Raw genomic sequence first — 20,254 nt, 5'->3', positions numbered from 1 at the left:
TCCTGGGGTGGCATCAGCCAAACGGTTCACATCAGCGCCGCGCGCGGCTTTGTCAGTTCTTCAGTGCCTTGATCGCAAATTCGATCAGTTCATCCGGCGTCGCCCGATTTTCCTTCGAGAGACACTGCGCCACCATCTGCGGATGACAGAGGATGACGGTCGCAGCGCCGAAACATCTGGAGGCAGCGTCGGCGTCCTGGTCGGGGAATTCGCCCGCAAGAATGCCTTCGCGGATCACCTCGGCGACAAGGGCGTGCAGACGATCGATGTGCTTGTCGATCACATGCCAGTCGCGCTCCATGGCGATCACGACCATCTCGTGCACTTTCTGGTCATCGAGCATGACCTCGACGGTCATCTGGTGCTGAGCGCGGATATATTGCCGCAAGCGCTCGGTCGGGCTCAGCGGCAGCCGGCAAATCGCCTGGGCCTGCTCGTAGCTGGCCGCCAGCATGCGGCCGCAGATCGCCTGATGGATTTCAGCCTTCGAGGCGAAGAAACGGTAAATGTTGGCTGGGGACATGCCGAGATCGCGGGCGATGTCGGCCACATTGGTCTTCGAGTAGCCGAAATGCCGAAACAGCCGCTCGGCGGCATCGAGGATCCGCGAGACATTCTCCTGACGCGTGGCGTCCAGCTGGCTTTCGAGGCCGTCATCCATGTAAGTTTGCTTCCGATTTACGACTGACGATTTTCGTATTTCGTCAGTCGTAAATCGAAAATCATCAAGCGTCAATAAAGCGCGACCGTTTTTCGCCTCACGAAATGGTGTCCACCCGCCAGCCGTTCATGTGTCGTTGACTCGACACGCTGCGGTGGTTACTGCCGAATTCCCGGGGCAGCGGCTCCACGGAATTTCAGCGCAAAGGGTTAGTATTCAATGGCTACTGGTCTCATCGCCCTGCTCGACGATATCGCGGCCATCGCCAAAATGGCGGCTGCCTCGCTCGACGACGTCGCCGCGCAGACCGCAAAGGCTGGCGCCAAGGCGGCGGGCGTGGTCATCGACGACGCAGCCGTGACGCCGCGCTACGTGGTCGGCTTGACGCCTGAACGCGAACTTCCGATCATCGGTCGCATTGCGCTCGGTTCGCTCAAGAACAAGCTCCTGTTCCTTTTGCCCGGCGCGCTGCTGCTCGGCTATTTCGCTCCCTGGGCGATCACCCCGTTGCTGATGCTGGGCGGCGTTTATCTGTGCTACGAGGGTGCCGAGAAGCTCTATGGGGTCTTCTTTCCGCACGCGGCCCACGAACACGAAAATGCCGTGCTCGGGCACAAGACCGACCCGGTCGCGCTTGAGAACGAGAAGGTCGCCGGCGCCGTGCGCACCGATTTCATCCTGTCGGCCGAGATCATGGCGCTGACGCTGTCAACTGTCGCCAATGCCAGCATCTACATGCAGGGCGCCGTGCTCGCGGCAGTCGGCATCGCCATCACGCTGGCCGTCTATGGCGTTGTCGGCCTGATCGTCAAAGCCGACGATGCGGGCGTCGCGCTGGCCAAAACCTCCGTTTCTGCGCTGCGCGCCATCGGCCGCGGCCTGGTCGTCGGCATGCCGGTCTTTCTTAAGTTTCTCGCGGCCGTCGGCACTGCCGCAATGCTTTGGGTCGGGGGCAGCATCCTCGTCCATGGCCTTGCCCAGATGGGATATGCCGGCCCGGAACACATCATCCACGACATTTCCGAAGTCGTGACCCAGGCGGTGGCTGTCGCCCCGGGCCTTGTCGGCTGGATCGCCACATCGGCGCAACAGGCACTGCTTGCAATCGTCGTCGGCGCCGTGACCATTGCCGTCATGGGCAACATTGTCGGCCCGATCTGGAGCCGCCTGAGACCCGCAAGCCACTGATCGCGCCGGGTGCCCGCACGTCCAAACTCTGGCCCCGAATGGGCCAGAGACGGTTAAGTTAGCCGGACGGTAGACCGTCGCTGGCACGCCAAGCCCAAATCAGCTCGTGGCGAGATGCGCCTTCGACGGATCCGGGATGACGACGATCGGGCTGCCGTCGCGGACCTGATCGTGCAGATAGACCACATCCTGGTTGAGCATGCGGATGCAGCCGGACGAGACGGCCTTGCCGATCGAGCGCGCCTCGGGACTGCCATGGATGCGGTAAAGCGTGTCCTTGCCGTCCTTGTGGATATAGAGCGCCCGCGCGCCGAGCGGGTTTTTCAGGCCAGGCCCCATGCCGCCGTTCTTGATGCTGTAGGGTTCGAGCTTCGGCTGCCGCGCCACCATTTCGTCGGGCGGCGTCCAGCGCGGCCATTTCCGTTTGTAGGCGACCACCGCCCGCCCGGACCAGGCGAAGCCCTCGCGGCCGACGCCGATGCCATAGCGCATGGCGCGCTGGCCAGGCAGCACGTGATAGAGGTACTTCGCCGGCGTATCGACGATGATCGTGCCTGGGCGCTCCTGCGTCGGGTAGTCGACCTCCTGGCGCCAGAACTTCGGATCCACCTCGGAAATATTCACCTCCGGAATGGGAAACGGCTCGTTCGGCATTGCATAATACATCGGCGGCACGGCGCCCTGTGGCAGCGGTGGCGTCTCGACCACCACTGGCTTCGGTGTCGGGCGCGCGGTCGCTGCGCAGCCGGACAAAAGCATGGCGGTTGCGCCGACGAAAAGGCTGCGGCGCGTCAGCGTGCCGCCGAGACTCATATGGGTTGTCGCTGATGGCAATGGGTTCGGCTGGTCTTTATCGGACATTCATCGACTCGAAGGGGTTGTTACGATGACCCCAAAGGAATGCGCTACCTTAAGGCTGCCTTAAGGGACGTGTTAAACAACCGCGGTCGATTGCACGTGGAGATCTTGAGTGCGGGTACTGATTGTCGAAGACGATGACATCTTGCGGGATGGGCTGAAGGTTGGGCTGGCCCTTGCCGGCTTTACCACCGATGCCGTCGCCACCCGGGAGAGCGCCGATGCGGCGCTGGCCGCCGGCAGCTTCGACGCCGTCGTGCTCGATCTCATGCTGCCGGATGGTTCCGGCACAGACGTCTTGAAAAAACTGCGCGCCGCGCGCGACGATACCCCGGTGCTGTTGCTGACGGCCCGCGACACGGTCGCCGATCGCGTCAGCGGACTCGACATGGGCGCTGACGATTATCTCGGCAAACCCTTCGATCTCGATGAAGTGGCCGCACGGCTGCGCGCTCTTGCCCGCCGCTCCGCCGGCCGCTCGACTGCCCTCATCGAATGGGCGTCGATCCGGCTCGATCCCGCCCGGCAATCGGTGGAAAAGTCCGGCACGCCTGTCAGGCTTTCGCGTCGGGAATACGCGGTCCTGCAGGCGCTGATGTCGCAGCCAGGCGCGATCTTTTCCAAGACGACGCTGGAGGACAAGCTCTACGGCTGGCAGGAAGAGGTCGAAAGCAACGCCGTCGAAGTCCATATCCATCACCTGCGCAACAAGCTCGGCCCCGGCCTGATCGAAACCGTCAGGGGCATTGGCTACCGTCTCGGCGGCGACAACTGATGCGCTCGATCCGCGCCCGCCTCTTCGTCATCCTGCTCGTCACCACCGGGCTGATGTGGCTTTCGGCCACACTCTGGATCTTCTTCAGCACCCGTGCCGAGGTCGAGCAGGTGCTGGACGCACGGCTGATGGAGGCGGCGAAGATGGTGAGTTCGCTCGTGGTCAACCAGGAAATCGACCCGGACAGGCCAGCGCAGACCAAGGCGAAGATCCCGGTGCTCGACCACCCGCATTATGACCGGCAGCTTTCCTGCCAGATCTGGTCGCTGGACGGGACGCTGATCGGCAAATCGGACAGTGCACCGGACACGACGCTTTCCGCGCATGCGACCGGGCTTTCAGAGACGGTGATCAATGGCGAGACCTGGCGGGTCTATGCGGTCGAGAATGCCGAGCTTGGCGTACGCGTTCTGGTCGGGGACAACCTGCGCATCCGCGACAGGCTGGTCAACGACGTGGTCAAAGGCCTGCTGTTTCCGGCTCTTTTGATCATACCGTTGCTTGCGACACTCATCTGGCTGAGCGTCGGGCGCGGACTGGCGCCGCTTAGAAAACTGGCGGGCGATCTTGCCGCGCGCGATGCGTCGGACCTGCACCCCATCAACGAAAGCGCGACGCCCAGCGAGATCAGCCCGGTGCTTGGCGCGCTCAACGGTCTCTTCGGCCGCGTCGCCGGCGCGCGTCAGCGCGAACAGAATTTTATCGCCTTTGCCGCCCATGAACTGAGAACGCCGCTCGCCGGGCTGAAGACGCAGGCACAGGTGGCACTGGCAAGCAACGATGCCGAGATCCGCGAAAAGGCGCTTGGCCAGATTGTTGCGGGCGTCGACCGTACCGGACGCCTCGTTCGGCAACTGCTCGACATCGCCTCTGTCGAAGCGTCCGAAACGACGCCGCCCGCGGCCGAGGTCAATGCCGGCGACATGCTAGCCTCGATCCGCAGCGAGCTTCTCGGCCACGCCGGTCGCGCCGTCACTGTGGTGATCGACCTGGGCCTCTTCGAACTGCGGGCCAGGGTCAATGCGGATCTGCTCCGGCTTGCTGCCCGCAACCTGATGGAAAACGCACTGCATCATTCACCGGCCGGCGGCACGATCCGTTGCTCGCTGGAAACCGATGCGGGCAACGTGGCGATCGCGGTAAATGACGATGGTCCCGGCATCCCGCCGGAAGAAATGCCCCACGTTACCGAGCGCTTCTTCCGCGGCCGCTTCAAGGCGGCAATCGGCAGCGGCCTCGGCCTCAGCATCGCCGAACTCGCGCTCGACCATGCCGGCGCGATGTTGCGATTGCAAAATCGAGCCACAGGCGGGCTATCCGCCATGATCATCCTGCCCAATCGCCTCATCGCATAAGTTGATGCGAAGCCGCGTCATCGGAGCAGCGCGGGACCACCGCCCTCGCGCGGCGCGGCCAGCCGTGCTCAGATGTCTTTATATCCACCCTCTTAACGTGTATCGAAGCCCTACGACCGCGGACGGCTTGCCGGGTTCCGGAGCGATACGGTTGCCCGGCATTCGGCTGGCCACCCGGGCGAGGCGGTGCGAAAACTCTGACTTGGCTTCGAATGACAGCATCGGCTCGCTACACGGAACTCCACGACCTTGCCGACCATGCGAGCGGGTTCGAAGCCGTCTGGGTTTCGACCAGCGATCGCAACGGGACGTATCGTGTTCTGCCTGACGGGCGTTGCGACATCGTCCTGCGGTTTGACGCCAGACTGACGCCGATCACGGCAATCACGGTCGTGGTAACCGGACCGACGACGCGGTTCTACGACGTTGCGCTCGAGCCGGGCATGGGATTTGTCGGTATTCGCATGCGCCCCGGCTTCTTCGAAAGAATTCTCGGCTTCGAGCCAAACGGCCTGGCCGACGGCAACTTGACTGGAGACGATGCGCTCGCGGCCCTGCCCGATTTCGAAACGCTTTGTGCGCCCGCCCTCGATCGTGACGAATTGGCGGTACGTCTCGCCGCGTTCGTCCGTCAGCGCAGTCTCTCCAGCGGCCTCGCCCCTGCCCCGATCAGCGCGAGCGTGATCAGCGCATTCCATGCGGCCGGCGGCCGCCTTCGCGTCGGCGAGGTGGCGGCCATGCATGGTGTCAGCGAGCGCACCGTTCAACGCGTTCTCATCAGGGCGACCGGTCTCAAACCCAAGGCTTTCGCGAGCATTATCCAGTTTCACCGTGCCTTGCGTCTTCTGCGCGACCATCGGCTGAGCCCGGCAGAGGCGGCACTGGAGGCCGGCTATGCGGATCAGGCTCACATGAACCGCGTCTTTCGCCGCATGGGCGGCTTCTCTCCAGCCCGCCTTCCTGATGTCACCCTCGTTACGCTCGGTGAGTGATGTCCGATTTGTTCAAGATTGAACTCAGGAGAATACCTATCTGATCTTTGGCACGCCCCTTCCGTGGCGGTGCCGTGCATCGAGGGGACAGATATGACGCCAAGCTTTGGGTACTCGATTGTCTATGTTGCCGATGTGATGGCGACAGTTTCCTTCTATGAGGCCGCGTTCGGTCTCAAGCGCAAGTTCGTCCACGACGGCAAACGTTATGCCGAGATGGAGACAGGCCAGACGACCCTCGCCTTTGCCGGCGAAGCGATGGCCGAGATGAACGGTTTCGCCATCCGCGCCAACCGCAGGACCGATCTGGCGCCGGGGTTCGAGCTTGCGCTGATCTTCGCTGATCCTCATGACGCGTATCACAAAGCCGTCGCCGCGGGCGCGAGCCCGGTGAAACCGCCGGAAGAAAAGCCCTGGGGCCAGATCGTCGGCTATGTCCGTGACATCAATGGCTGCCTGATCGAAATCGCCTCGGCCGTGCGCTCCTGAGCCGTTCCTTGACAACGCAGATGCCTCGGGGATCTCACTGAATGGAGATATCAAATGCAGCCCATGACCGCCTCGCCCTGCATCACCACCCAGCGGATCGACGAGACAAGAGAACTTTTACACGAACTGCCTCGGCGCGGCGGTTGTCTTTGATTGTGGCTGGTACATCAGCCTTGAATTCGAGGGCGGGCAGTCCTTGCAGTTCATGGAGCCACAGGCGGGACAGGCTTTGTGCAGCCCTGCTGGCCTGACCTACAATTTTCGAGTTGATGATGTCGACGCTGATTACGCTGAGATCTCCGCATCGGGCGTGGAACCAAGTGCTGCGATCGAGGATCATCCGTGGGGCGACCGCGGCTTTGCCATCCAGGATCCGAACGGAATCGCCCTCTACATCTATTCCGACCGGGAGCCGGCACCGGAGTTCAAATCATTCTTCAAGGTGTGAGGCGGCCACGATGGATAAACGTATCGAAACATTCCTCGTCGACATCCGCGACCGCGGTGAGACCCAGTTCGCAATCGTTTCGCACCTGCGCGAGATCGTGCTGGCATCCGGCCCTGATATTTCGGAAGAGATCAAATATGGCGGACTGCTATTTTCCGCTGCGCGACCGTTCTGCGGCATCTTTCCCTACACCGCGCATGTCACTCTCGAATTCAGCGAAGGCGCCGCATTGCCCGACACCCATGGCGTGCTGATGGGTCAAGGCAAGGGACGCCGCCACATCAAGATGCAATCCCTGTCCGATATCGCGGAGAGGCATGTCGCCGCCTATGTCGGCATGGCGTTGGGGGCCGCCAGTTGATCGGAACGAATGCGCCTTATCAGCGGCCTGCAGCGTTCGGCATGCTGACCTTCTCGACATAATAGCGCGGGATGCCTGTGCGCTCGCGATCGCGATAAAAGTCGATGCAGAATTCCACAAAGGCCCTGAAGCGCTTCGATACGTGCCGGCGCCGCGAATAGATCAGGTTGATCGCCGTCTTCGGCGAGGACCAATCAGGCAGCACCGACTGCAGCAGTCCTGCCTGCCGCTCCGTCTCCACGAAGAATTCCGGCAGGTAGGCGATACCCTCGCCGGCGACCGCGAAGTACTTGATCGTCCAATAGTCGTTGGTGGTGCAGGTTGCGGCCGGAAGCAGATCGACCTCGCCAGCACCCTCGCGTGTCAGATACCAGGATTGCAGCCGTGTCGGTTGGCGAAAGACAAGACCGCGATGGCCTGCGAGCGCGTCCGGCGTCGAAGGCTGGCCATGCCGGGCGATATAGTCTGCACTGGCAAACAGGCCGTAGGAGGAGACCGAAAGCCGCCGGCTGATATAATCGACATCAGACGGTTCGCCCCAGTGAAAGATGCCGTCGAGCGCCTGTTCGGTAACATCTGAGAACGGCTGCCTGGAGCTTAGGAAAACCACGTCGAGATTGACCTGCGGGTATTGCTGCCGAAAGGCGTAAAGCAGCTCGGATGTGATCGTCGTGCCGAATTCGCCGGTCGAGCCGACGCGCAGCGTGCCCGCCACCTCCTGGCGCATCTCAGCCATCGCCGTTGCCGCATCCTCGCAATTCGACTGGATCAGCCGGGCATAGCGCAGGAACTCGGCTCCGGCATCGGTCACATGCAACTGGTGCCCCTCGCGCACGAAAAGTTCGATACCGAACTCGTCCTCCAGCTGGCGGATCTTGTGGCTGAGTGTCGATTTCGGCAATCGATGCAGGCGCGAAGCCGCTGAAATCGAACGGGAATCGGCAACTTTGACGAAGCAGTCGAGAAGCGAGAGGTCCATGTTTCGTCCAAAATCTTGGATGATATGTCCGAGAAATACGCCATTTCGGCCCATTGTACAAACGAAACCAAACTGGGAAACTTCATCGACGCTAAGGGAGTGGTTTCAGTGAGCAATATCAGAGAATTCATCCGGGCAGCCTCGGGCACCGGCAACAAGGCCACATTGGCGATCCGCGGCGGCCGGCTGGTCAACGTCGTTTCGGAAGAGATCTACCAGGCCGATGTCGCGATCTATGGCGAGCGGATCATCGCCGTCGGCGACATCTCCGACTATGTAGGGCCGGACACGAAGATCATCGATGCCACCGGCAAGTACCTGGCACCCGGCATGATCGACGGCCATCTGCACGTCGAATGCTCGAAAATGTCGCTGACGAGCTTTGCCAAGGCGGTCGTGCCGCTCGGCACCACGTCGATCGTCACCGGCCTCGACCAGATCATCGTCGTCGGCGGCCCGGCCGCCGCGCGCGAATTCCTCGACGAGGCGCGGGAGACACCGCTCAAGGTGTTCTGGGGCGCGCCGTGCAAGACCCCCTACACCATGCCGCGCTCCACCGTCGGCCATTATTTCAGCCCGGCCGATCACCAGGCAACGCACCACTGGCCGGAATGCGTCGGCATCTGGGAAACGGTGCGCGAGTTCATCCAGGAAGAGGACCCCGACGTGCTGGCAGCGCTCGAGCTTGCCGAAAAGAGCCGGCTGCCGGTTCTCGGCTGCTGCCCGATGACGCGCGGCGCGCGCCTCAACGGCTACCAGCAGTCCGGCGTGCGCGCCGACCACGAAAGCTATTCGCCTGAGGAAATGCTCGAGAAGCTTCGGGCCGGCATGCACGTCGTCGTGCGCGAATCCTCGATCTCCCACTTCCTTTCCGACAATCTGCGCATCGTCACCGAGATGGGCGTCAAGGCGCTGCGCCGCATCAGCTTCTGCACCGACGACGTCGTTGCCAGCGACATCTTGAAGCGCGGCCACCTTGACAACATGGTCCGCATGGCGATCGCCATGGGCATTTCGCCGATGGCAGCGATCCAGATGGCGACGATCAACGGCGCCGATGCGCTGCGCATCGACGACAAGGTCGGCTCGATCTCGCCCGGCCGAGCCGCCGACATCCTGCTGGTCAACGACCTGCGCGAATTCCGGATCGACGCCGTCATCGCCAAGGGCGAGGAGGTCGCCCGCGACGGGCGCATGGCCATCGAACTGGTGCCGCCGCCGCGCAGCGCCGAATTGCTCACCTCGATGAAGGTCGCACCGCTTGAACTCGACGATCTGAAGCTGCGCTACGACGGTGTCGGCGACACTGTCGCAGCCATGGCAATTGCCGTCACCCCGGAAAAGATCTTCGTGCGCACCCGCCGCGACGTCACCCTGCCGGTCAAGGACGGCTGCGCGCTCGCCGACCCGGCGCAGGACATCCAGTATGTCACCGTGGTCGAGCGCTACGGCAAGACGAAAAACCGGCCGGTTGCCTTCACCTCCGGCTTCGGACTGCGCGAAGGCGCGATCGCCAGCTCGACTGCACCCGACGACAACAACATCATCTGCATCGGCGCCAACCCGCAAGACATGCTGGTCGCGATCAACCACCTGATCTCCAACCATGGCGGCCAGGTGGTGGTGAAAGACGGCAAGGTCGTCTCCTTCCTGCACCTGCCGATCGGCGGCATCGTCTCCGACATCGAGCCATCTGACATGGCGGCGCTGGAGGAGGAGCTGGACGACGCGGCACGCGCGCTCGGTTGCACCCTGCCATGGCCGTTCATGTACATGTTCGTGCTTCAAATCACCGCGATCCCGGAATATGCCATCACCGATCTCGGGGTCGTCGATTGCGTCCAGCTGAAAGTGATCTCGCCGCTTCATGGGAATGGTGGCGAGGACGAGCGCGCAGCAGCGGAATAAAGCCTTGGAAGGGGTCGGCATTGCCGGCCCCTTCCTCACTTCAAAAAAAGGGGAACACAATGAACTACCAACCCAAGGCCGTGGAGCCGGCCTCTGGCAGGGCGCAAGCCTCCCGGCTTGCCAGCCTGCTCGACCGCTACTTCCAGATCTCCAAATTCGGCTCGACGATCCGCACCGAAATCCTCGCGGGATTGACGACCTTTCTTGCGGCCTCCTACGTGATCGTCGTCAACCCGTCGATCCTGTCCCATGCCGGTATTCCATTTTCGGCGGGCGTCACGGCGACGGTGCTCGTCAGCTTCATCGGCAGCTGCGCCATGGGGCTCTATGCGAGAAGCCCGATCCTGGTGGCGCCGGGCATGGGCATCAACGCGCTCTTTGCCTATACGATGGTCGTCGGCGCCAAGGTGCCGCTCGAAATCGCGCTCGGCTGCGTGTTCTGGGCCGGCGTGCTCTTCACCGTCATGGCCTTCTTCAACCTGCGCCAGACGATCATCGAGGCGATCCCGGTCGACCTGCGCTATGGCATCGCCTGCGGCATCGGCCTGTTCATCGCGCTGATCGGCTTCGAAAACGCCAAGTTCATCGTCGCCAACCCCGACACGATCGTGGGGCTGACGACCTTCAACCCGGTTACCCTTACCTTCATCGCCGGCTTCATCCTGACCGTCGGCCTCGTGGTTCGTAAGGTTCCCGGTGCGATGATGGCCGGCATGATCCTCACCACCATCCTGTCGATCCCGATCGGCCGCTGGTGGGGCGATGGCAGCGCCTTCTGGCCGGACACACCTGACGTCCATACGCTCGTCAACTGGAGCGGATTTTCCGCAGCACCCGACTTCAGCTTCGTCGGCCAGATCGATCTCGTTGGCGCCCTCAGCCTGATCTACGTACCGTTCATCTTCGTCTTCCTGTTCACCAACTTCATCGAGGCGCTCTCGACCTTCCTCGGCCTTGCCGAAGCGGCCGACCTCAAGGACGAACAGGGATTGCCGCGCAACATCAAGCAATCGATGCATGTCGACGCCGTCGCAGCCTTGATCTCGGCGCCGCTCGGTACCAGCCCCGCCACCGTCTACTTGGAATCCGGCGCCGGCATTGCCCAGGGCGGAAGAACCGGTCTCGTCGCCCTTGTCGCCGGGCTGCTGTTCGTGCCGTTCCTGTTCCTGTCGCCGCTCCTGTCGCTGGTTCCGGCCGTGGCAACCGCACCGGTGCTGATCCTCACCGGTCTCTTCATGTCCGAACCGATGAGCAAGATCCGCTGGACCGACATCGACGAGGCGATCCCTGCCTTCCTCGCCATCGTGCTGATCCCGCTGACATTCTCGATCACCCTCGGCCTGTCACTGGCCATCATCGCCTATGTGCTGATCAAGCTGGTCTGCGGCCGGGCGGGTGATGTAAAGCCGGTCATGTGGTTCGTCGCCCTGCTTGCGGCAGCGCTCGTCGCCCAGACCCAGTAACGCCTCCCGGCGCCCCTTGTCTCCAGTCGTGCGAAGGGGCGCCGGCATCGTCTCCATTCGAAGGAACCTGTCATGCTTCAATCCTGGTCGAGGACCGCACCCGAGCTTGTCGACGTCGCCATGGGCCGCACACCGGCGGACCTCGTGATCCGCAACGGCAAATGGGTCAACGTCTATTCCGGCGAGATCATCCCGCACACCGACATTGCAGTCAAAGCCGGTCGCTTCGCCTATGTCGGGGCCGACGCCAGCCATACGATCGGCGAAGGCACGAAGGTGGTCGATGCTGGCGGCCGCTATCTCGTGCCGGGGCTCTGCGACGCGCATATGCATGTCGAAAGCGGCCTCGTCACCGTCACCGAATTTGCCCGCGCCGTCATCCCGCATGGCACCACGACGATGTTCATCGATCCGCACGAAATCGCCAACGTGCTCGGCCTTGCCGGCGTCAAGCTGATGAACGACGAGGCGCAGAGCCTGCCAATCAACGTCTATGTCCAGGTGCCGAGCTGCGTGCCGAGTGCGCCCGGGCTCGAAACCGCGGGTGCCGAACTTTCGGCCAAGGATGTGGCCGAAGCCCTGAGCTGGCCGAATATCATCGGCCTCGGCGAGATGATGAATTTCCCCGGCGTCGCCTTCAACGATGAGAAGATGGTTGCCGAAATCGCTGCAACGCAGGACGCCGGGCTAACCGTTGGCGGTCATTATGCCTCACCGCATCTTGGCCGCGAGTTTCACGCCTATGCCGCAGGCGGCCCGGCCGACGACCACGAGGGGACTACCGTCGAGGACGCGATTGCCCGCGTCCGGCAGGGCATGCGCGCCATGCTCCGGCTCGGTTCCGCCTGGTTCGATGTTGCAGCCCAGGTCAAGGCTATCACCGAGGCCGGTGTCGATCCGCGCAACTTCCTGCTCTGCACCGACGACAGCCACTCCGGTACCCTCGTGCACGACGGCCACATGAACCGGGTGGTGCGCCACGCCATCGCGCAAGGTCTGAAGCCGATCACCGCCATCCAGATGGCGACGCTCAACACCGCCCAGCATTTCGGCGTCGAACGCGAACTCGGCTCGATCGCGCCCGGAAGGCGCGCCGACCTGATCATCACCTCGGACCTTGCGGCCCTTCCGATCGAGATGGTGTTTGCCCGTGGCGAATTGCTGGCGGATTCCGGGGCGCTGGTGCGCGACATCCCACCCTTCGTCTATCCGGCAAGTGCCCGCGACACGGTTCATCTCGGCAAGACGCTGAAATCAGGCGATTTCGACATCGGCCTCAACTCTACCGAAACGCGGGCGCGCGTGCGGGTGATCGGCGTCGTCGAGAACCAGGCGCCGACGCGGGCGCTCGAGGCCGAACTTTCGGCGACAGGCGGCATCATCGAGATGGACCGCGCGAAGGACGTCTGCCAGATCGCGCTGGTGGAACGCCACCGCGGCACCGGCGACGTCGTCAACGCCTTCGTTTCCGGCTTCGGCTACGACAGCGACTGCGCCGTTGCCAGCACCGTTGCCCATGACAGCCACCACATGATCGTCGTCGGCACCAACAAGGACGACATGGCCAAGGCCGCCAACCGCCTGCATGAAGTCGGCGGCGGCATCGTCGTGATCAAGGGCGGCGAGGAGCTGGCCCTGGTCGAGCTGCCGGTGGCGGGATTGATGTCGGACCAGCGCGCCGAGATCGTGGCCGACAAGGCCGCAGCACTCGTCGAGGCGATGCGCGTCTGCGGCTGCCGCCTGAACAATGCCTACATGCAGCATTCGCTGCTGGCGCTCGTCGTCATCCCCGAGCTGCGTATTTCCGACAAGGGCCTGATCGATGTCAGGACTTTCGAGAAGGTCGACGTCGTCATTTCGTAGTTGCAAAGACACTCGACCGCCCGAACGGGCGGTCGAGATCTGGTTTCGAAACGTGTGGGAGATGTCCGGCGACCTAGCTGTCGAGGATGATGCCAACGGCCCGATCGAGCACCGGGTGCAGACCGCTGGCGTAGAAGGACATCCGGTAGCCCGAGCCGACATTGCTGGTCATGGCGATCGTCAGGCCCGAGATCGGCTCGTGCTGCATCACGGTGACATAGCCGGGAATGCTACCCTGGTGACCGTAGAAAAGCCGGTCGGCGTAGCTGCTCTGGAACAGCCCTGCCCCGGTCTCACGCATCCGCGTGCCGGGAAAGCTGACCGCGACGCGGCCTTCACTCATCTCCCTGAACATTTCGCGGGTCAGCAGCTTGCCGCCGAACAGCCCCCGCATGAACGCGACCATGTCGCCCGGCGTCGAGACCATGTCACCGCAGGCGTAGGCGGCCGTGAACGGAAACGAATCCGAGGAATCCTGCAGCGCGTCGGAATAGGGAAGCACGCCGTCCATGCGCCACATCTCGGCGCCGGCAGCGATACCCGCACCCGCGTTCGCCGCCGGTGGTGGGCGGTGATAGTAGCCGCGCACCATGCGCTCGGCAGGAAAGCTCTCGGTCGCGGGCGACCAGGTATTTTCGAGCCCGAGCGGCTCGAGCACCTGCTGGCGGACATAGGCGCCGAGTGACCGGCCGCTGATCTCTTCGATCAGCATGCCGGCCAGCACATAACCGGTGTTGTTGTAGACGGCCGGGCCACCGGGCGCCGCCTGCCCGCCGGCCTGAAAGGCGAGATCGACCAGTTCCGCCGGCGTCCAGATGCGGTCCGGCGTCATCGGTATGTCGTACTCGAATTCCGGCAGCCCACCGCGATGATTGACGAGCTGACGCACGGAAATTGCGCTCGCTCCCGGCAGATCCGGAAACCAGTGCGAGATCGGCGCGCTCAGATCCACGGCACCGCTTTCGGCCAGCCTCATCAGGGCGGCAACGGTGAACGTCTTGGTGCAACTGCCGATCTTGAACAGCTGCGTCGGCGAGACCGGCATGCCCCGCGCCCGATCGGACATTCCCGACGTCACGGCCACGATCTCGCTATCACCCTGCGAGAAGGCCAGGGAAACCCCGACGGCACCCTCGTTGGTGTAGCCTCCAAGCAGTCGGCTCAGATCGGCAAGCCTGGCGCTGTCACTGACTGTCATCTCGTCCATTCCACTTCCTCCGTGATATCGACGTTGGCAAAATTCTGGCGGCCGAGGGCGTCGAGCGGGATCACCGATGCGAGGAGCGCGGTGCGCGGCATCGGCCGGGCGGACTTCAGAGCAAACGCTCGTGCTCGCACTGGCGTCGACGCCGCCGCGGATGTCCCCTCACCGCATCGGCGACGTTTCTATTCTTCTGATCTGCCTGGTCATTGCCCGACCGTGGAAAGCGTCGAGGTGGGGGCCGCCTCTAGAAATCGGGTTGGCGCCAGCGCATCGAACGCAACGCCGAGTTCGGCGACATCCTCAGGCATCGTGGCATCGCGAAGCAGCGCCGAGGCGATCCGCGCAAGCGTGAGCGACACCTGAAAACCATAGCCACCCTGGCCACCGAGCCAGAAGAAGCCTGGTAGCCGCGGATCGAAACCGACGACAGGGGTGCGATCCGGTGCGAAAGTACGCAATCCCGCCCACGGCCTTTGCGGGCGACCGATGCGGAGTTCTGTCGCCTGCTCGATCCGGTCGACGGCGACAGCGACGTCGATATCCTCGGGATAGGCATCGCAGGGCGGCGTGTCCGTTTCGTCGGCAAGCGAGCCGATCAGCTTTCCCGCATCCGGCTTGAAGTAGAAACGCTCGTGCAGATCGACGGCGAGCGGCCATCGGCGCGCGTCGAGCCCCGCGGGCGGATCGAACATGAAGGCGGTGCGGCGCTTCGCCATGAAACCAAGGCCGGTTAGTCCTGCGCGCTCGGCGACAACATCGACCCAGGCGCCGGCGGCGTTGACGACCATGTCAGCCTCGTAGGAGCCAGCCGACGTTTCCACCTGAAAGCGGCCGGAAACACGTGCGATCGAAAGCACCTCCTCGCCGGAGACGACAGTCCCGCCAAGCGCCTTCAACGAGGCGGCCGAGGCATGCACCATCTTGCCGGTGTCGATATCAAGAGCACCGGGCTCGTAGACGCCACCGCAGGTGGTGTCGGTGCGGATCACCGGAATGAGGGCATTGACTTCCTCTGCCGAAAGCCGGCGAACGCTCGGCACCAGCGCCCGGTACTTCTGCGCCAGTTCATCGACGACCTGATCGTCAGCGCAACCGCCGAAATGCACGGCGCCACGCACATGCTCGACAAAACCGCCATCGACGATGGCTGCCCGGCTGGCAACGGATAGCGCGCGCACGACCGCATTGCCATAGGTCTCGGTAAACAGAGCCGCTGAGCGACCGCTCGAATGATAACCGAGATGGACCTCGCGCTCGATGAGCGTGGCCGATGCCCATTGCTGCACGGCAGCGGCGACCGAAAGCCCGGCGATACCGCCGCCAATGACAATCACTTTGGGAGAAGAGGGTCCTGAGCGCATAGGTATTGGTAAAATCATTTTCCTATACGGTCAATATTTAGCGCATCGGAAAATAATTGATGCTTATTGCGAGACGGCCCGAGAGGGCGCGGCAGGCGTGCAGTGCATTTGCTCAGGCGACGAACCCCACATCCGCCCTCCGCGCAGAAGTTGGCCGGAGGGCTGCTGCATTCAGTCAGTGGCCGATTTGATGCGCAATCCGGCCGAAATCATCCCTTCAGCACTATTCATGCCAAAACAGGATTCACTTATATTCTCGGTAACAACATCCGAAGTGGAGAATGTCATGTCGAACGTCGGAATACTGGATGACGCCCCGGTCACGCCCACCCGCCGTCACACGATTGCCAATCTGCCGATCAATCTCTTCGCCTCGGTCATGGGGCTGACGGGCCTCAGTCTGGCATGGCGCGAAGCCGTGAAAGTCATCGCCGTTCCCGGCATTCCCGGCGAACTCATCGGCTGGTTCGCCGCGGTCACCTTCATCACGCTTGCCATCGGCTATGCCGCGAAATGGGTTCGTCACCCCGCCGCCGTCGCCACGGAGTTCCATCATCCCGTTCAAGGGAATTTTTTCGCCACCATCGCGGTCGGACTGTTGCTGCTATCGGCTTTCTTCGAACGCTATAGTGTTACGGCCAGCCAGGTCGTCTGGATCATCGGGCTCATCCTGACCTTCACACTCGCCTATCTGGTTGCCACACGGTTTCTGATCTCACGTGAGAACGCAGAACACACGCTGCCGCCACTGCTAATCCCCGGGGTCGCCACACTCGACATCGCCGTCACTGGCAAAGCCATGCCGTTTGCCTGGGCTCATGAGATCAACCTGTTCGCCTTCGCCGTCGGCAGCGTCATCGCCGGGATCTTTATCACCCTGATCTTTGCCCGGTTACGGCACCACGAACCCCTGCCGCTGGCTTCCCGGCCATCGATGATGGTTCTCGTCGCTCCGTTTGCCGTCGGTTTTCTCGCCTATACCAATCTCACCGGCACCGTGGACATCCTTGCCAGTGTGCTCTTCTATTTCGCCTTCTTCCTGATGCTGGTGCTGTCACCGATCGTGTTTCGCAGCCACGTCCCGTTCAGCGTTGCCTGGTGGGCCATCAGCTTTCCGCTCGCCGCCTTCTCGATCGCCTTCTTCCGCTATGCTGAAGCCGCCGGAACGGAATTGCTTCGCGCCCTCGCTATCGCCATGTTCGTTTTTCTCACCGGCGCCATCGGTATTGTCTTCGTGAGGACGATGAACGAGGTTCTGTCGGGGAAACTGTTTCGGGTGCACTGATGTCGAAGGTCCATGTTGCCATTCTGGCGATGCCGGACGTCCAGTTGCTGGATGTCGTCGGGCCGTCGGATGTGTTTGCGGAAGCAAACCGCCAGAGTGGCACGGACTTCTATCGCGTGGCGTTGGTCGGGCTGGACGACAGCCCGATCCGCGGCACCTCTGGCCTCCGCCTGCTGCCGGACCGCACGATCGACGATGCACCCGATGATTTCCACACCGTGCTTGTCGCCGGTGATCCGCTGATCCAGACACGGCCCATTCCCGAAACGGTAATCGCCTGGGTGAAGGCGGCATCGGAAGGGCCGGGCCGACTTGGCTCCGTCTGCTCCGGCGCGTTTGTCCTCGGCGAGACCGGGTTACTCGACGGGCGCCGAGCGACGACGCACTGGTCGCAGGCGGCCGAGTTTGCCCGGCGCTTTCCTGAGGTGAAGCTGGAGCCCAACCGCATCTTTACCCGTGACGGCAACATCTGGACCTCGGCCGGGGTGACAGCCGGCATCGATCTCGCCCTTGCCATCGTCGAAAAGGATCTCGGCGTCGAGACCGCGCTGAAAGTCGCGCGCGAACTCGTGGTCTTCCTCAAGAGGCCCGGCGGGCAGTCGCAGTTCAGTACGCATCTGGCGACGCAGATCGCCCAGCGCACACCGATCCGGTCAGCCCAGGAATATATCGCCGACAATCTGACGGCCGACCTGTCGGTGGCTGCGATGGCAAAACGCGCCGGCATGAGCGCACGCAACTTTGCCCGCCAATTCAAGCTCGAGGTCGGCATGACGCCCGGCGACTATGTCGAAGCGATGCGGCTGGAGGCCGGCCGGCGCCTGGCCGAGGAGACGAACGCGCCGATGAAGAAGATCGCTCGCGATCTCGGCTTCAACGACGATGTGGCTTTCCGCCGGGCTTTTGTCCGCAAGTTCGGCGTCTCGCCGGTCGCCTACCGCCGGTCTTTCGGCTCCTGAACCGGGCGAGGAAAAGCGGGCGCCAATGGCGCCACCCATGAGTTGGTTGACGACAGCGGAATCCGGGCGTATTGATCTAGTCATCTGATGACTAGATGAGTGTGTGATGCAGCCCGTCAACCGTACCAATCTTGCAGACAGCGCCGCTGAAAACCTGCGCGCCGAAATCGTCAGCGGCCGCTGGGGTGTGGGCGACCGCATCCCGAACGAAACAGCGCTGACCGAGCTCTTGTCCGTCAGCCGCGGCACGGTGCGCGAAGCCGTGCGTGTGCTGGTCTCGCAAGGCCTGCTCGATACCCGCCAGGGCTCCGGCACCTATGTGCGCTCGGCGGTCGATCCGGCGGGCGCGCTCGACCGCGTCAAACGCGCCGGACTGCGCGATCAATGGGAGGCGCGCGCCGCCCTCGATGTCGAGGCCGCCAGACTTGCGGCAATCCGCCATACGCCAGGCGACCTTGAGCGAATGACCCGTCTGCTTCAGGCGCGCGGTACCATCGCCGACGGCGGCTATGAAGCATTCGGCCAACGCGACATCGCGTTCCACAAATCCATCGTCGATGCCGCGGGCAACCGCGCCATCGTCGGCCTCTATGATTTCTTCACCGCATCGATCCTCGAAACCATTCACTCGACGCTCAAGGGCGACCTGCCGGAACCGGACGACGAGGCCCATGCGGCTATCGTCACGGCCATCGCCGCCGGCGATCCGGACCGCGCTGCCGCCTCGGTCCGCGCATTTATGGCGCCGGTGTTGCGCGAACTCGACAGGCTCCTCTCCCAATGAACCAGACTTTTCGCGACCCCAATCCGTCGGCCCATCAGATCGCGGCCATCAATGGCCTCGAAGATCAGCTCATCGACGCAGAAGCCGATAGCGTTCCCGAACCGCGGCCGCCGGTCATGCCCCACGGAGCGGCGCGCTTCGTGCTCGGCGCCAGCCTGGTGCTGATCGCCTTCAACCTGCGTCCGTTGTTTTCCAGCCTGTCGGTGCTTTTGCCGGAGGTGATGCGCGACACCGGTCTTTCGACCTCAGGCGCCAGCCTGCTGACGACGCTGCCCGTGCTTTGCCTTGGGCTGTTTGCGCCGCTGGCGCCAAAACTGGCGCAGCGGTTTGGTGCCGAACGCACGTTGCTTGCGGCTCTGCTCCTGCTGGCGCTCGGCACGGCGCTTCGCGGTTTCGGACCGGTGCCCCTGCTCTTCCTGTCGACATTTGCGGCGGGTGCCGCCATCGCCATCGGCAACGTCCTGCTTCCCGGCCTCGTCAAGCGCGACTTTGCCGACAAGGCGGCTGTTATGACCGGGCTTTATACGATGGCGCTTTGCGCAGGCGCTGCCGGCGCCGCCGGTCTGACCTTGCCACTTGAGCACGGCGTTACCGGCTCCTGGTCGGGGGCACTTGCCATCTGGGCGCTTCCTGCCTTCATCGTTCTGTTGATCTGGACGCCGCAAGCGCTTGGCAGCAAGGCGCAGGTGAGACACAGCGGCTTCCGCGTCGTTGGCCTCTGGCGCGACCGGCTCGCCTGGCAGGTCACGCTGTTCATGGGCCTGCAATCAGCGCTCGCCTACTGCATCTTCGGCTGGCTCGCCCCCATTCTGCGGGAGCGCGGCTTCGACCCGGCAACAGCCGGCGCGATCGTCTCGGTGTCGATCATGACCCAGGTCGTCACCTGCCTGCTGGTCCCCTCGTTTGCGGTTCGCCGCAGGGACCAACGCGGCATCAATGTCGCGCTGGTCGCAGCCGCGGTCATTGCCCTGCTCGGAATCCTCTTCGCGCCGCCGTCGACCGTCATCTTCTGGGCCATTCTCCAGGGCTTCGGCCAGGGCGGGCTGATTGCCGTGGCGATGACGCTCATCGTACTGCGCTCGCCGGATTCCCACGTCGCCGCCCATCTCTCGGGCATGGCGCAAGGGGTCGGCTATGTGCTCGCCGCTATCGGCCCGCTGCTTGTCGGGCTCATTCGTGACTGGACGGGAAGCTTCGATGCCGCCGCCATCCTGTTCGTGGCGCTTGGCCTCGGTGCTGCCACCATGGGCTTTGGTGCCGGCCGTGCCCTGCATGTCGGCGCACGGACGATCAAGATCGACGGCTGAACGTCATCGTTCAG

At 63.2% G+C, this 20,254-nt stretch carries 19 protein-coding genes; 14 read left to right on the top strand and 5 right to left on the bottom strand.

The window, feature by feature from the left end; genetic code table 11:
- Positions 1–52 precede the first annotated feature (52 nt).
- A complete protein-coding gene (locus tag AC1Q80_RS21985) occupies positions 53–661 on the bottom strand; it encodes a TetR/AcrR family transcriptional regulator (RefSeq protein ID WP_173423296.1) in 609 nt (202 codons plus the stop codon).
- 219 nt (positions 662–880) lie between these two features.
- Here AC1Q80_RS21985 and AC1Q80_RS21980 point away from each other — a divergent pair, with 219 nt between their 5' ends.
- On the top strand, positions 881–1,849 hold the full coding sequence (locus AC1Q80_RS21980; RefSeq protein ID WP_492361838.1) for a DUF808 domain-containing protein: 969 nt from the start codon (positions 881–883) through the stop codon (positions 1,847–1,849).
- A 99-nt stretch (positions 1,850–1,948) separates the two neighbouring features.
- Here the strand turns inward: AC1Q80_RS21980 and AC1Q80_RS21975 are convergent, their stop codons facing one another.
- Positions 1,949–2,662 (bottom strand): L,D-transpeptidase, encoded by a 714-nt coding sequence (locus AC1Q80_RS21975; protein WP_173423454.1) that lies wholly within the window; start codon positions 2,660–2,662, stop codon positions 1,949–1,951.
- 157 nt (positions 2,663–2,819) lie between these two features.
- On the opposite strand from AC1Q80_RS21975, the gene AC1Q80_RS21970 reads away from it, so the two are divergent.
- The 6 genes from AC1Q80_RS21970 to AC1Q80_RS21945 all read left to right on the top strand — a co-directional run bounded on the left by AC1Q80_RS21970 (position 2,820) and on the right by AC1Q80_RS21945 (position 7,127).
- Entirely contained in the window at positions 2,820–3,482 is a 663-nt protein-coding gene (locus tag AC1Q80_RS21970) for a response regulator (protein WP_492361837.1), read from the top strand.
- Complete coding sequence (locus AC1Q80_RS21965) at positions 3,482–4,837, top strand: ATP-binding protein (protein ID WP_492361836.1); 1,356 nt, start codon at positions 3,482–3,484, stop codon at positions 4,835–4,837. Before AC1Q80_RS21970 ends, AC1Q80_RS21965 begins: the two co-directional genes overlap by 1 nt.
- A gap of 212 nt (positions 4,838–5,049) precedes the next feature.
- Positions 5,050–5,829 (top strand): helix-turn-helix domain-containing protein, encoded by a 780-nt coding sequence (locus AC1Q80_RS21960; RefSeq protein WP_492361835.1) that lies wholly within the window; start codon positions 5,050–5,052, stop codon positions 5,827–5,829.
- 93 nt (positions 5,830–5,922) lie between these two features.
- On the top strand, positions 5,923–6,318 hold the full coding sequence (locus AC1Q80_RS21955; protein WP_492361834.1) for a VOC family protein: 396 nt from the start codon (positions 5,923–5,925) through the stop codon (positions 6,316–6,318).
- Positions 6,319–6,484: 166 nt separating this feature from the next.
- Positions 6,485–6,766 (top strand): VOC family protein, encoded by a 282-nt coding sequence (locus AC1Q80_RS21950; protein ID WP_492361937.1) that lies wholly within the window; start codon positions 6,485–6,487, stop codon positions 6,764–6,766.
- A gap of 10 nt (positions 6,767–6,776) precedes the next feature.
- Positions 6,777–7,127 (top strand): DUF1801 domain-containing protein, encoded by a 351-nt coding sequence (locus tag AC1Q80_RS21945; RefSeq protein ID WP_492361833.1) that lies wholly within the window; start codon positions 6,777–6,779, stop codon positions 7,125–7,127.
- 19 nt (positions 7,128–7,146) lie between these two features.
- Here the strand turns inward: AC1Q80_RS21945 and AC1Q80_RS21940 are convergent, their stop codons facing one another.
- Positions 7,147–8,106 carry a LysR family transcriptional regulator gene (locus AC1Q80_RS21940; protein WP_492361832.1) on the bottom strand — a complete coding sequence of 320 codons (960 nt, stop codon included), beginning with the start codon at positions 8,104–8,106 and terminating at the stop codon, positions 7,147–7,149.
- A gap of 108 nt (positions 8,107–8,214) precedes the next feature.
- Between AC1Q80_RS21940 and AC1Q80_RS21935 the strand changes: the two genes are divergently transcribed.
- The 3 genes from AC1Q80_RS21935 to ade all read left to right on the top strand — a co-directional run bounded on the left by AC1Q80_RS21935 (position 8,215) and on the right by ade (position 13,340).
- Complete coding sequence (locus AC1Q80_RS21935) at positions 8,215–10,014, top strand: adenine deaminase (protein WP_492361831.1); 1,800 nt, start codon at positions 8,215–8,217, stop codon at positions 10,012–10,014.
- Positions 10,015–10,073: 59 nt separating this feature from the next.
- Positions 10,074–11,477 carry an NCS2 family permease gene (locus AC1Q80_RS21930; RefSeq protein WP_492361830.1) on the top strand — a complete coding sequence of 468 codons (1,404 nt, stop codon included), beginning with the start codon at positions 10,074–10,076 and terminating at the stop codon, positions 11,475–11,477.
- Between the two features lie 72 nt (positions 11,478–11,549).
- Positions 11,550–13,340: an adenine deaminase gene (ade, locus tag AC1Q80_RS21925; protein ID WP_492361829.1), complete on the top strand. Its 1,791-nt coding sequence runs from the start codon at positions 11,550–11,552 to the stop codon at positions 13,338–13,340.
- 73 nt (positions 13,341–13,413) lie between these two features.
- Here the strand turns inward: ade and AC1Q80_RS21920 are convergent, their stop codons facing one another.
- Together AC1Q80_RS21920 and AC1Q80_RS21915 are read right to left on the bottom strand one after the other, a co-directional pair.
- The gene (locus AC1Q80_RS21920) at positions 13,414–14,547 is read right to left on the bottom strand and encodes a serine hydrolase domain-containing protein (protein ID WP_492361828.1); all 1,134 of its coding nucleotides are present in this window, start codon (positions 14,545–14,547) and stop codon (positions 13,414–13,416) included.
- Positions 14,548–14,747: 200 nt separating this feature from the next.
- Positions 14,748–15,878 (bottom strand): NAD(P)/FAD-dependent oxidoreductase, encoded by a 1,131-nt coding sequence (locus AC1Q80_RS21915; protein WP_492361827.1) that lies wholly within the window; start codon positions 15,876–15,878, stop codon positions 14,748–14,750.
- Between AC1Q80_RS21915 and AC1Q80_RS21910 the strand changes: the two genes are divergently transcribed.
- The 4 genes from AC1Q80_RS21910 (at position 15,868) to AC1Q80_RS21895 (ending at position 20,240) form a co-directional block, all read left to right on the top strand.
- Positions 15,868–17,190, top strand: a complete 1,323-nt coding sequence (locus AC1Q80_RS21910) for an SLAC1 anion channel family protein (protein ID WP_492361826.1) — start codon at positions 15,868–15,870, stop codon at positions 17,188–17,190. The two genes, AC1Q80_RS21915 and AC1Q80_RS21910, sit on opposite strands and share 11 nt — an antisense overlap.
- The gene (locus AC1Q80_RS21905) at positions 17,190–18,149 is read left to right on the top strand and encodes a GlxA family transcriptional regulator (protein ID WP_492361825.1); all 960 of its coding nucleotides are present in this window, start codon (positions 17,190–17,192) and stop codon (positions 18,147–18,149) included. The genes AC1Q80_RS21910 and AC1Q80_RS21905 overlap by 1 nt, the downstream gene beginning before the upstream one ends.
- 106 nt (positions 18,150–18,255) lie before the next feature.
- On the top strand, positions 18,256–18,933 hold the full coding sequence (locus AC1Q80_RS21900) for a FadR/GntR family transcriptional regulator (protein ID WP_492361824.1): 678 nt from the start codon (positions 18,256–18,258) through the stop codon (positions 18,931–18,933).
- A complete protein-coding gene (locus AC1Q80_RS21895) occupies positions 18,930–20,240 on the top strand; it encodes a CynX/NimT family MFS transporter (RefSeq protein ID WP_492361823.1) in 1,311 nt (436 codons plus the stop codon). The genes AC1Q80_RS21900 and AC1Q80_RS21895 overlap by 4 nt, the downstream gene beginning before the upstream one ends.
- Positions 20,241–20,254: the final 14 nt, after the last annotated feature.

It is taken from the genome of Ensifer sp. GW823-FHT05D09, assembly GCF_058795755.1.
The sequence above is the reverse complement of the archived record's forward strand: the minus strand, read 5'-3'. Positions and strand labels throughout refer to the sequence as shown.